This is a genomic window from Flagellimonas pelagia, from assembly GCF_003584135.1.
Lineage (GTDB): Bacteria > Bacteroidota > Bacteroidia > Flavobacteriales > Flavobacteriaceae > Flagellimonas > Flagellimonas pelagia.
Genome location: NZ_QXFI01000035.1, coordinates 21,353 through 34,208, shown reverse-complemented (window position 1 = coordinate 34,208; position 12,856 = coordinate 21,353). Strand labels below are relative to the sequence as shown.

General features: G+C 39.5%; 10 protein-coding genes. 1 reads left to right on the top strand and 9 read right to left on the bottom strand.

Annotated features, from left to right (window positions below):
- Positions 1–58: 58 nt before the first annotated feature.
- Positions 59–748: a 2,3-bisphosphoglycerate-dependent phosphoglycerate mutase gene (locus D2V05_RS16580; RefSeq protein ID WP_119648657.1), complete on the bottom strand. Its 690-nt coding sequence runs from the start codon at positions 746–748 to the stop codon at positions 59–61.
- A gap of 866 nt (positions 749–1,614) precedes the next feature.
- Between D2V05_RS16580 and D2V05_RS16575 the strand changes: the two genes are divergently transcribed.
- Entirely contained in the window at positions 1,615–2,385 is a 771-nt protein-coding gene (locus D2V05_RS16575) for a hypothetical protein (RefSeq protein ID WP_119648656.1), read from the top strand.
- 100 nt (positions 2,386–2,485) lie between these two features.
- Here D2V05_RS16575 and D2V05_RS16570 read toward each other — a convergent pair whose 3' ends face one another.
- The 8 genes from D2V05_RS16570 to glpK all read right to left on the bottom strand — a co-directional run bounded on the left by D2V05_RS16570 (position 2,486) and on the right by glpK (position 12,619).
- Positions 2,486–3,229, bottom strand: a complete 744-nt coding sequence (locus tag D2V05_RS16570) for a succinate dehydrogenase/fumarate reductase iron-sulfur subunit (RefSeq protein WP_119648655.1) — start codon at positions 3,227–3,229, stop codon at positions 2,486–2,488.
- Between the two features lie 6 nt (positions 3,230–3,235).
- The gene (locus D2V05_RS16565) at positions 3,236–5,146 is read right to left on the bottom strand and encodes a fumarate reductase/succinate dehydrogenase flavoprotein subunit (protein WP_119648654.1); all 1,911 of its coding nucleotides are present in this window, start codon (positions 5,144–5,146) and stop codon (positions 3,236–3,238) included.
- 9 nt (positions 5,147–5,155) lie between these two features.
- The gene (locus D2V05_RS16560) at positions 5,156–5,824 is read right to left on the bottom strand and encodes a succinate dehydrogenase cytochrome b subunit (RefSeq protein WP_119648653.1); all 669 of its coding nucleotides are present in this window, start codon (positions 5,822–5,824) and stop codon (positions 5,156–5,158) included.
- A gap of 231 nt (positions 5,825–6,055) precedes the next feature.
- Positions 6,056–7,687 carry a phosphoenolpyruvate carboxykinase (ATP) gene (gene pckA / locus D2V05_RS16555; RefSeq protein ID WP_119648652.1) on the bottom strand — a complete coding sequence of 544 codons (1,632 nt, stop codon included), beginning with the start codon at positions 7,685–7,687 and terminating at the stop codon, positions 6,056–6,058.
- 160 nt (positions 7,688–7,847) lie between these two features.
- Complete coding sequence (locus D2V05_RS16550) at positions 7,848–8,645, bottom strand: universal stress protein (protein ID WP_119648651.1); 798 nt, start codon at positions 8,643–8,645, stop codon at positions 7,848–7,850.
- 138 nt (positions 8,646–8,783) lie between these two features.
- Positions 8,784–9,521, bottom strand: coding sequence for an MIP/aquaporin family protein (locus tag D2V05_RS16545; protein WP_119648650.1), 738 nt, complete (start codon positions 9,519–9,521; stop codon positions 8,784–8,786).
- Between the two features lie 35 nt (positions 9,522–9,556).
- Positions 9,557–11,125 carry a glycerol-3-phosphate dehydrogenase/oxidase gene (locus D2V05_RS16540; protein WP_119648649.1) on the bottom strand — a complete coding sequence of 523 codons (1,569 nt, stop codon included), beginning with the start codon at positions 11,123–11,125 and terminating at the stop codon, positions 9,557–9,559.
- A 24-nt stretch (positions 11,126–11,149) separates the two neighbouring features.
- Positions 11,150–12,619 carry a glycerol kinase GlpK gene (glpK, locus tag D2V05_RS16535; protein ID WP_119648648.1) on the bottom strand — a complete coding sequence of 490 codons (1,470 nt, stop codon included), beginning with the start codon at positions 12,617–12,619 and terminating at the stop codon, positions 11,150–11,152.
- Positions 12,620–12,856 lie beyond the last annotated feature (237 nt).

Here is a 12,856-nt window from a genome sequence, read left to right as displayed (position 1 = left end):
AATTATTTTAAGAGCGATCATTCTGATTATTTTAAGGATTTCTAAAGTAGTTGTTTCCCTATTTTAATCGGTGATGATTCAATATGTTCAGATTGCCATCAAATTCATAGAGATGAGGAACCCCAGTATTAACTTCCACTTTTTCAATATCGAGAGTCGAAATATGTTCTAGATGCGCTATCAAGGCGCGCAATGAATTTCCGTGTGCGGAGATAAGTATAGTCCTATCCTTTGCCAATTGGGCCGCAATTGCCTCAAAAAAGTAATTGACGACCCTTTTCGAGGTATCCTTTAATGATTCGCCCAAGGGCAGCACAGAGGGATTTACCCGGCTATATTTCGGATCAAATTTCGGATTTCGCTCATCTTCCTTGGATAGAATCGGGGGCGGCGCGTCATATCCCCTTCGAACATTCAAAAAGTAATCTTCCCCTATCGAATTGCGCACCTCTTCCTTATTCTTACCCTGCCAATCCCCGTAGTGCCGTTCGTTCAGTTTCCAATGGTAACGGGTGTCCACGTGCATCTGTTCGGCCGTTTCCAATAAAATCCAAGCCGTGCGGATGGCGCGTTTTAGGTAGGAGGAAAAACATATATCTATTTCAATAGTATTGCGTTTCAAAATCTCACCCGCATTTTTGGCTTCTTCAATGCCTTCCGCGGCAAGGTCGATATCCGTCCATCCTGTAAATATATTTTTCAGGTTCCACTCACTTTTTCCATGTCTTACCAATATCAATTTTCCCATTTTATGTTTTTTTAAATTACGTTATTACTCTGTCCCATTATTGATGTGGCGTTCATCTTTCCTCTGTTTTTCCATAAATGACAGTATTTTAATACGGGAATAAATAAGAATTCCTCCGTACTATAATTTACTTGAAATTTCGTTGCTAAACTCGACTTTTTCCTGTTTTATAATGTTTTTAACGCCTTTGATAAATAGGTCTAGCTTTTGCTTTGCAATGCTGACTTAAAGTTTTTCAAAAATACCATGCACCATAGCCGACTCCCAATTTAACTTAGATTGTATTTCTTCTAGTTGTACGGTGGTGACCATGTTGTTTTTCGCAGCGTAGAGATTTTATAACCATCCGATGTATAGCTGATAATTGTATTGTCAGTACGATTAAAACAAAAAGTTTTAGGAATTAAATGGGATTTCCTCTGCAATAGATGGGCTAAGTGTTCGTGGTAATGGTTCATGAGTACTCTTGCACTTGTGCTATTTGTTAAATCTGCTGTAATCATTTATTAAGACTGCGGATTTTGATTCATATTTTGCTAGGATCAAGTACCGCCAATAACCGGCTAATGATGATTTCCTTCTCCATCGGGTAGCGGGCAATTTTTAGGATTGTTTAGAGGTTCTCGCTCAATGTTCTTGCACCGAGCTCTTCTAGTTTTATAGAATATTATTGAACATATAACACTGATGAATATCATAGTATTCAACGTGTTTGAAGCATATTTTTAGTCCTTTGGTTTTTCTGAAAAGAAATTCAGCACATTCAAAAAAAATTATTGATCTCATAATCAATTGAATACGGGTACATATAAAAACTTGGTTTTTTATTTTGGATATGTTAATGAAAAAGAATTAAAAACACGAGCATGAAAAAAGTCAAAAATTCTAAGTATATACAGATCGTCCTGTTATTTTGGCTCTCTTTTAGTGCCTTAAATGCACAAGATGAGACTGAAAACCCTACAGAAGCAGTTTCCTATAAACCTATTGATTTTAATTTACAGGTAAAAAACATGCACTTGTGGAGAGGGCTTAGGGTTACCGACGCTCCTATGACCGGAGCTCTTTTACATTATACTTCAAAGAACGGTAAATTCGATACGGGGTTTTGGGGCGGTGCAGGATTCAATGGAGACTATACCGAGGTTGACTATTATATTAGCTATGCTACTCATGGGTTTTCAATAGCGTTATGGGATATTAATAATTATAGTGACTTTCCGGATGCAGAAGTTTTTGATTATGATAGATCCACTACATCCCACTTTGTAGATTTGACATTAGCATATACATTTCAAAAGATTCCTTTAAAAACTTCCTGGAGTACTATTCTCTTAGGTAGAGACACCTATGTTGCAGATGGCGGAGAATTAGAAAATGCATTTACCAATTATGTAGAACTTAGTTATAATATTTTTAAAAAGAAACATTCTTCTTTTGGAGTGTCCATTGCAGCAGCATTTTCCTTCGTTAATGACGCCCACTTTTATGGAGATAAAGTCCTAAATAATTTTGGGATTATTTATAGCAGGGATGTAAAAGTTTACCAGGATATTTATCTCCCCGTGTCTGCAACGGCTTTGTGGAATACCGATCAAAAGTTTGCAAGTATACAAGTAGCCATAGACCTTTTTTAAACCCCTCGTAGAGGGTTTGATTACCCGAGGTTCGCCTGCGAAAACAAAATATTTTTTTGGAAGCTTACTTCGTGGGTTTGCTCGAAGTTGTTGACTCAATTTAGCCAAATAATTTTGCTTTGGTATATTTAGCGTACATTTCTGCTATGTTGGTTATTGAAATCCCCTCTGGACATTCTACCTCACAAGCACCTGTAAAGGAACAACTGCCAAATCCTTCCAGTTCCATTTGATAGGTCATTTCCTGTACTCGTTTGTGCGCTTCAGGATGTCCTTGCGGCAAGTTGTTAAGATGGTTGATTTTAGCCGATGCAAATAAGGCCGCGGACGCGTTCTTACAGGTAGCTGCACAAGCACCGCATCCAATACAGGCCGCGACATCCATAGCACTGTCGGATACCTCTTTAGGAATAAGAATGGCATTGGCCTCTGGTGCGGTCCCTGTTTTTGCGGTTATATATCCCCCTTGTTCCATGATTCGGTCAAATGCAGAACGATCTACGATCAAATCTTTTAGTACCGGAAAAGAAGCAGCCCTCCATGGTTCTACAACAATAGTATCCCCATCTTTAAAACTGCGCATGTGCAGTTGGCATGTTGTGATATTATCATGTGGACCGTGAGCACGACCATTTATAAAAACACCACATTGCCCGCAGATACCTTCCCTACAGTCATACTCGTATGCGATAACTTTTTCGTTTTTAAGAACGAGTAATTCGTTTAAGTGATCCAATGCTTCTAAAAAGGACATATCTTCTGTTAACCCATCTACCTTGTATTCTTTTATTGCTCCTTTGGTATTCCGGTTCTCTTGTCTCCAAATTTTAAATGTAACTTTCATTATATGTCATTTATAACTTCTTACCGAAGGTTGTACAAATTCAAATTCCAGTTCTTCTTTGTGTAATTTAAAATCACCTTCATCGTACTCCCAGGCAGACACATAGGAATAGTTTTCATCTACACGTACAGCTTCACCGTCTTCGGTTTGAAATTCTTCCCTAAAATGTGCTCCACACGACTCTTCACGTTCTAGTGCATCTGTACACATTAAAATTCCCATCTCCATAAAATCGGCCAGTCGCAGGGCTTTTTCTAGTTCGGTATTAAGTTCATTACCGCTTCCCGTAACTTTTACATCACTCCAGAATTCATCCTTTAACGTTTTTATTTGGAGTATCGCTTTTTCCAACCCCTTTTTATTACGGCTCATTGCACATTCTTGCCACATGACTTTCCCTAATTCTCTATGGAAATGGTCTACAGTTTTGGTGCCATTGATATTCAAAACTCGGTCTATGATAACCCGTACTTCCTTTTCGGCCTTTTCAAATTCGATATGGTCGGTGGTCGGAATATCTTCTTCTAAAGCACCTGCCAGATAATTATTGATCGTATTCGGTAATATAAAATAACCATCGATACTGGCCTGCAATAATGAATTTGCTCCCAGACGATTGGCACCATGATCGGAAAAATTACATTCTCCCACTGCATATAGTCCAGGGATGGTAGTCATTAATTCATAATCTACCCACAACCCGCCCATGGAGAAATGCGCGGCAGGTGAAATTTGCATGGGTTCTTTATACGCATCAATCCCCGTGATTTTTTTATACATGCCGAAGAGATTTTCATAACGATCTTTTATAGTTTGAATACCTAATTTATCGATTGCGTGCCTGAAATCTAAGTAGACGGCATTTTTTAATCTTCCCACACCGTATCCGGCATCGATGCGTTCTTTTGCAGCTCTTGATGCAATGTCACGAGGTGCTAAATTCCCAAAACTCGGATAGCGGCGTTCTAAGTAATAATCCCGTTCTTTTTCCGGTATATCATTTGCTTTCCTGATGTCTTCCTTTTTTTTAGGCACCCAAATACGCCCGTCATTTCTAAGGGATTCTGACATTAAGGTAAGTTTGGATTGTGCCTCACTGGTTTGAGGTAATGCAGTCGGGTGAATTTGCGTAAAACTAGGCGCTGCAAAAAAGGCTCCTCTTTTATGGGCTTTCCAAATCGCACTACCGTTACATCCAATGGCAAGTGTAGATAATCTAAAAACACGAGAATAGCCACCAGTTGCCAATACAATTGCATCTGCAACATAGCGTTTCAGTTCACCTGTAACTAGATCACGAACAATGATCCCTTTTGCTTTTCCGTCGATAACCACTAAATCGATCATTTCACTGCGTGGAAACATTTTTACTTTCTTGGCACGTATCATTTTATACAGCTGCGAATATGCGGCAAGTAATAATTGTTGCCCTGTTTGCCCTCTGGCATAAAAGGTTCGTTGTACTTGTACGCCCCCAAAACTTCGATTTACCAATACACCACCATATTCCCTGGCAAAAGGAACGCCTTGTTGCACAAAATGATCAATAAGGGGTGCAGAAAGCTCGGCCAATCTATAGGTATTGGCTTCTCGTGACCTGAAATCACCTCCTTTCAATGTATCATAAAACATCCTCCAAACGCTATCGCCATCATGTTGGTAATTTTTTGCGGCATTGATACCTCCTTGGGCAGCAACGGAATGCGCTCTACGGGCAGAATCTTGATAACAAAAACATTGCACGTCATAGCCTAGTTCGGCAAGTGTAGCGGCAGCTCCAGCTCCAGAAAGCCCTGACCCTACAACGATAACATTTAGTTTCTTTTTATTGGCAGGGTTGATCAATTGCGCTTTTATCTGGTAATTACGCCACTTGTCTTCGAGTCTTCCTTCCGGGATTTTTGAATCTAATTTCATCTTAATGAGTTATTTGAGATATACAAAAAATGGAATAACCCCAAATCCGATGGAGATTATAACTGCATATATGAGGGAAACTTTCGCCGAAATCCGCAATCCTTTTTTATGATAAAACCCGAGTGTTTTGAATGCACTTTTAAGTCCGTGATTTAGATGAAGTCCTAGTGGAATCATTAAAACAGTATAAAAAATTACATAGTAAATATTGTGAAACAGCGAAAAGGTTACTTTATATACATCTAAATTACCTGTAGCATCCAGTTCTATAATTTCACCCATTCCTAGTTTTACACGTGCCCAAAAATTAGCAAGATGGACTACGATAAAAAGTAAGATCATCGTCCCGATAAGTCCCATATTTTGAGAGGTCCACGTACTATTTTGCAAAAAATGATTGACCACATATTTCTGTGGTTTGGCTTTTCTATTATGTATTGTGATGAGCAAAGCATAGATTACATGCAATACGATAAAAGCATACAGAATATAGGATATCGACTTAATGAAAAGGTTCTCCCGCAATGTGGTAGCGTACGAATTGTACAGTTCGCGTGCTGTTTCCTCAGGCAGTAATAGAATCCAATTTGCAGAGAGGTGTACAATTAAAAATAAGCATAAGAAAAGCCCGGTTCCTGCGATAATTGTTTTCCTAAAAACCAATTTATTTGCGGCCATATCTCTTATTTTTTAAATTGACTGGTCCTATAAATGGATTACAGCTATTCAACGTTTTTCGAATAAAAGTTATTTTTGAAACCGACTATTCTCGAGGCACGGCCATAGAGGTATTTGCCGGTTTCATTTTAATTAAAAGAAATCAAAATTCTGTTATTTTGATTCCTGCTTTGATGGGAACGATAATTTTAACGGAAACCCCGAGGCAGAGCCTCGAGGAATTCGTTCCGATTAAATATGATCTAAAATCTGATGCGCGTCGATCAGCGGCCCTCCGTGTAAAATTTCATTGGAAGCTTGATTGATAAACTTGTCAAAATTTAAATGAAAAGAATGTGCTAACTGAATGGATTTGCTAACATAGGCCCCTTTCTGCAACCAAGTATTCATAGGGTCCAACATTTCAGAGGGAACACCAGGGACATATTTTGGCATATGCAACCCAAAAATTGGATGTTGCTCATAATCAATATCATTAAGCTCACCTTCCATTGCCGCTGATATCATAGCTCGTGTATATTTAAGTTTTATGCGGGATCCAACGCCGTAAGGCCCACCGGACCAACCGGTATTGACCAACCAAACATTTACGTTGGCTTCGGTCATTTTTTTGCTCAGCATCTCTGCATATACCGTGGGGTGTAATGGCATAAAAGGCTCCCCAAAACAAGCGGAGAACGATGGAACAGGCTCTACAATCCCTGCTTCCGTACCCGCGACTTTTGCGGTATACCCCGATATAAAATGATAGGCCGCCTGTGCCGGTGTTAATTTTGATATTGGAGGTAAAACGCCAAAAGCATCAGCGGTTAGAAAGAATATGTTTTTAGGGTTTTTTGCATAAGAAGGGACCGCAATATTGTCGATATGATCAATAGGATAGCTCACTCGTGTATTTTGAGTAATACTACTATTTTTATAATCCACTTCTTTGCTTCCTTCTTTGAATACAACATTCTCGAGAATAGCACCCGGACGTATCGCACGGAAAATATCAGGTTCTTTTTCTTCGGTAAGGTCGATCACCTTTGCATAGCATCCTCCTTCAAAATTGAATATTGTATTCTCAGCTGTCCAGCCATGTTCATCATCACCGATCAACCTACGTTTAGGATCGGCAGATAGTGTTGTTTTTCCGGTACCGGATAATCCAAAGAAAATAGCCGTTTCTCCATCTTCACCTACATTTGCGGAACAATGCATTGGGAGTACATTCTTCTCTATTGGTAAAATAAGGTTTAATGCTGAAAAAACACCTTTTTTCATTTCACCAGTATACGCAGATCCTCCCACCAAAGCTATTTTGCGCGTGAAATCAAGTATGGAGAAATTCCCTTGACGAAGCCCAAAAGCTGCGGGATCTTGAGCTTCATATCCAGGGGCGCAAAGTACCAACCATTCTTCTTCAAAATCTGCAATTTCATTTTCCGCCAATCGAAGAAACATATTGTGAACGAAAAAGTTGGACCAGGGGTATTCTGTAATGGTTCTTACATTCATTCGGTATTTTGGATCGGCACATACATACCCATCATGAATGTATATTGACTTTCCAGATAGATAATTGGTCACTTCATGGTATAGTTTACTAAAATTATCTGGAGTAATTGGTTTATTCGTACGCCCCCACCAGACTTTATCTTTTGTATAATCGTCATCAACTAAAAAGCGATCTTTCGGGGATCTGCCCGTAAATTTACCGGTATTGACAGCTAGTGTGCCGTTTGCAGTTTCTTTTCCCATTCCCTGTTCTACAGTGAGTTTTTGCAATGTCTCCGGGGAAAGGTTCCAAAATGTAGTAACATCTTTTAACCCATATTTATCAAGGTCATTATTTTTTGGTGCTTTCGATAGTATTTCCATAGGTGTAATTTTTAAAAGTTTTTATAAAGTTAAAAATGCGAGGTCAGCATAAACATGAGCATTATCATGAAAAAAAATCAATAGTATAAAAGATCTCTTATTGATTTACATAGTTGTATTTTAAATTTTAACGGTAGCGTAATCCTAGGTGAAGCACCTATCAATCCAAAGTCAGTAAAGGTATTTGCGAACGCAATGTCAGGAACTTGGTGAGTCTGCCTTCAGAGGGCCGATTCTTTTTGGAATGGTTAGAAGGCAGTATCGCTATCATATCTATCTCCTTTTTATTTACATAATCAAAAATACCGTCGGTCACATCTGTGTTTTCCATAAACATGTGATGGGAATAAAACTTCTCCAAGTAATAGCTGATTGTATTTTCGTTTTTCTCGTCGGTTACCGAATACCCGTAAGTACCGTCTTCATTACAAATCGTCAATACATGAACTTGAGTGTCAAACCTTCTTGCGATTTCCAATAATGTCCCTAAAGCAGTAGGGTCATCAATTTCATCTTTACCTAATACCAAAGCAATCTTACCAACTTGAAACTCTCCGACTTTTTCCGGGACTACCAAGACAGGACAATCCGCTTCTAAAACAAGTCGTGAAGTATTGGTGAAGGTACTTTCTTCATCCTCAGCACTACCTTTAGTTCCCATAATAATGAGATCTATGTCGTTCTCTTTTTGTTCTTTCAACATACTATCGACCAATAATTCTCTTCGTATTACTAATTCGATATTGAATTTTGATGCATAAGGAAATGGTTTCTTTATATCTGAAATCTTTTCTTGTAGTACTTCTTTCAATACGTCATCATCCGATGTACTGGAAGCATATAAGGTTATGATTTCAGGGGTGTCATTTTGGGTTATAAAATGAAGCGCATATTGTAAAGCACGTTCCGATGCCGGGGATAAATCAAATGGAACAAGGATTTTATTTATAGTATTCATAATTCTTGTGAAGTTAAAAAAGGTTAAAATTGAATTTTCGGGTTGTCGCAAAGCGACGTTTTAATAAAATACAGAAGCTCGTTAAGCAATAACATCATCTTTAAAAGGAATTAAGATTCTTCTCTATAGCAGCATCTATTATTTTAAATACAAATAAATTAAACTGGCAATTATCGCACCTGTAATGGGCCCCAAAACGGGTATCCAGCTATATTTCCAGTTGCTTCCACCTTTTCCCGGAATGGGTAGGACGGCATGTACAATTCTTGGTATCAAATCCCGTACAGGATTAATCGCATAGCCAGTAGTGCCGCCTAAGCTTAGCCCTATTACAGTAACCAATAAGGCTACTGGTAAAGCGCCTACTGATCCTAAGCCAACAACATTGCCTGACATGAAATCAGCATTGAACTGAGGCTCAGTGAAATAGAGAATCACGAACATGAGTACAAATGTCCCTGTCATTTCACTTAAAAAGTTGATCGGATAATTTTTAATGGCAGGACCGGTAGAAAATACGCCCAATTTGGTGCCTTGATCTTTTGTAGATGCAAAATGATCTTTAAATACCAACCACACCAATGTAGTACCAGTGGCACCGCCAAGTACTTGCGCCAGTAAAAAAGAGGGTACTTCACTCCAGGCAAATAGGCTGGCGGATGCAAGACCGATTGTTACTGCCGGGTTGATATGGGCGCCGCTATACGGACCGGCTACCGCAACGGCGGCAAAAACACTAAGCCCCCACCCAAAGCTAATTACGATCCAACCGCTATTTTGACCAAACGTAGTGTTAAGTGCAACATTAGCGTTAGTTCCAAGGCCGAGCAATAACAATAGAAAGGTTCCGAAAAATTCCGCTGTAAATTCAGACATAAATTTTAATTATAAATTAAGATAAAATCATTGTGTCAATCCAAAATATACCCTTTGGCCAACTCTTTATAGGCCTCTATTTCTCGAGAAACCTTAGCATCGTCCCAATCCAGCTCGGCAGCTATCAACCTAGCAACTTCTGGTGCCATTTCAATACTTGCCCGGGCATCAAGGAATAGCGCTCTTACACGTCTCGCCAAAACATCTTCTATGTTTCTGGCCATTTCCTCTCTTACGGCCCAAACCACTTCGGCCTTTATGAAGTTCAATTTAGGGTGCAACTTTTCACCCAACGACGGATTGCTATTCACAAGTTTAAGTATCCGAAGTCGATCTGTTCCATAGAACCTTAAATCATCATCTTCTTCCAAGTGTTGCACAGAACCATGAATAGGCATATTCTTGGTCACACTAGGTCGCTCGTCAAGACCAGCCACCATGGATGCCTTGTCAATTGTATCCTCTCCCATACGGCGATAGGTAGTCCATTTACCCCCTGTAATGGTAACCAGACCAGATAGGGATATTGAGATTTTATGGCTACGCGATATCTCCTTGGTGCTTTTCCCTTCGTCTTCTGGAGCTGCAAGCGGTCGCAATCCGGCAAAAATGCATAACACATCTTTTCTAGAAGGTGCCCTGGTCAGGTATTTACTAGCTGTATTTAGTATAAATTCAATTTCATCCTTAAGGGCCCTAGGTTCTAGAGCAGGTTTTGAAATTAAGGTATCAGTGGTACCTACAACTACTTTATCGTGCCAGGGTACGGCAAATAACACGCGACCATCATCTGTTTTAGGAATCATGATGGCCGAGTCACCCAACAAGAACTCTTTCTCAAGGACAATGTGGACACCCTGGCTTGGAACTATGGTTTTACGGGCATTTGCATCATCCATTTTTAGAATGTCGTCCGCAAAAACGCCCGTGGCATTGATAACGGCTTTTGCATTTATTTTGTATTCTTTACCAGTCTCCTGATCAATGGCCATAACACCATTAACCAATTGAATGTTATTTTTCAATAGTTGGGTAACTTTCATATAATTGAGAACAATACCATTATTATTCACGATGGTCTGTGCTAGATTGATGGCCAGTCTAGAATCATCGAATTGACCATCATGGTATATGACACCGCCATGTAGTCCTTTTTTCTTGAGATTCGGTATTGCTTTTAGTGTTTCTTCTTTGGTAATATGAACAGAAGGCCCCAATCCTAGTTTTCCGGCCATCATATCATAGACTTTTAACCCGACGGTGTAAAATGGGCCGCCCCACCATTCATAATTCGGAATAATAAATTCCTGATCGTTTACCAAATGCGGAGCATTTTGCTTAAGCAGACCCCGCTCATGTAAAGCTTCAAGTACAAGAGAGATATCTCCCTGTGCCAGATACCTAACCCCACCATGTACAAGTTTGGTACTTCTGCTTGATGTACCCTTTGCAAAATCCGCTTGTTCCAGCAGCAACGTTTTATACCCCCTACTAGCTGCATCCAAGGCTGCTCCCAGCCCTGTTGCACCACCTCCGATTACTACAATATCCCATACCTCATCGATATGTTGCTCGAGTTTCTTTACCATAAATTTTCTGTCCATCTTTATGCTATTTTTTTGTTCTAATTATAACCAGTCTTTTGATCGTTCGACTGCTTTACTCCAACGGGAGTATAACTCTTCCCTATCTTCAGATTCCATTTTTGGTTTAAATTTTTGATCTTCTTGCCATTGATTTTTTAAGTCTTCTAATTTCCAGAATTTTACAGCTAAACCTGCTAAGTAAGCTGCTCCAAGTGCTGTAGTCTCATATACTTTGGGCCTCACTACATCAATATTAAGGATGTCCGATTGAAATTGCATTAACGTGTTGTTTACGGAAGCGCCTCCGTCAACACGCAATTCCTTTATGGCTATTTTAGAATCACCTTGCATAGCGTTCATTACATCTTTGGTCTGATAGCATATGGCTTCAAGTGCTGCCCTGGCTATATGTCCCTTGCTAGTGCCACGTGTAATCCCTACAATAATTCCTCTAGCGTATTGATCCCAATGAGGCGCCCCTAATCCGGCAAACGCCGGTACCAGAAAAATACCGCCATTATCCTCTACAGAATTGGCCAGTTTTTCTATTTCACGAGATTCCCTAACAAGATCTAACCCATCTCGAAGCCATTGTACTACAGCTCCTCCAATAAAAATGCTACCTTCCAAGGCATAGGTCGTTTCACCGTTTATCTGCCAGGCTATAGTCGTAAGCAAATTGTTTTTTGAGGAAACGGGAGTACTTCCTGTATTTGCAACGATAAAGCATCCTGTACCATAGGTGCTCTTTACCATTCCCAATTCTAGTGCCATTTGACCGAAAAGACCGGCTTGTTGATCTCCAGCAATACCAGCAATAGGGATTCCCCAACTACTTACCCCATAAACCTCGCTACAGGATCTTACTTCAGGCAACATACTTTTCGGAATGTCCAGTAGTGTCAACAACTCATTGTCCCAATCAAGATCGTGAATGTTGTAAAGCATCGTCCTACTTGCGTTGGTGACATCTGTAATATGTAATTTGCCCTTCGTCAGGTTCCAGATGAGCCATGAATCAACCGTTCCAAATGCCAGTTCTCCAGCCTCCGCTTTTTTTCTGGCACCTTCTACGTTATCCAGTATCCATTTAATCTTGGTTCCCGAAAAATAGGCGTCTATGACCAAGCCCGTCTTTGATTTCACCTTATCGGTGTAACCAGCTTCCTTAAGTTGGTCACAAGTTTTTGAAGTTCTTCGGTCTTGCCATACAATGGCATTGTAGATAGGTTTACCGCTTGCCCGATCCCAAACAATTGTCGTTTCTCGCTGATTGGTTATCCCGATTGCAGCAATATCCGAGTTTTCAATGTGCAACTTTGCCTTTGCTTCTGCCACTACACCGCGTTGAGAGGACCAAATTTCCATGGCATTATGTTCTACCCAACCGGGTTTGGGAAAAATTTGTTCAAACTCTTTTTGAGCAATAGCTTCGATTTGACCTTTATGATTAAACAAAATGGCTCTGGAACTGGTAGTTCCCTGATCTAGCGATAATATATATTTAGACATAATTAGTATAATTAAAATTTATATGGAAAAAAGTAATATGGTCTTTTTGAAAGGTTTATTATCATATTCATTTTTTAAGTTTAGAATGTATTTTCTATTTAGCTTCAACTACCCTTGCGAGACTTTTAATAGGTTAAATTAAAAATATCAAAATCAGTTGCTATATAGTATGATTTTAGTCAGTTCAAAACGCAAATTAATTGCTTATCAGTAAGGTGTCTTTATAGCAATTTCGCT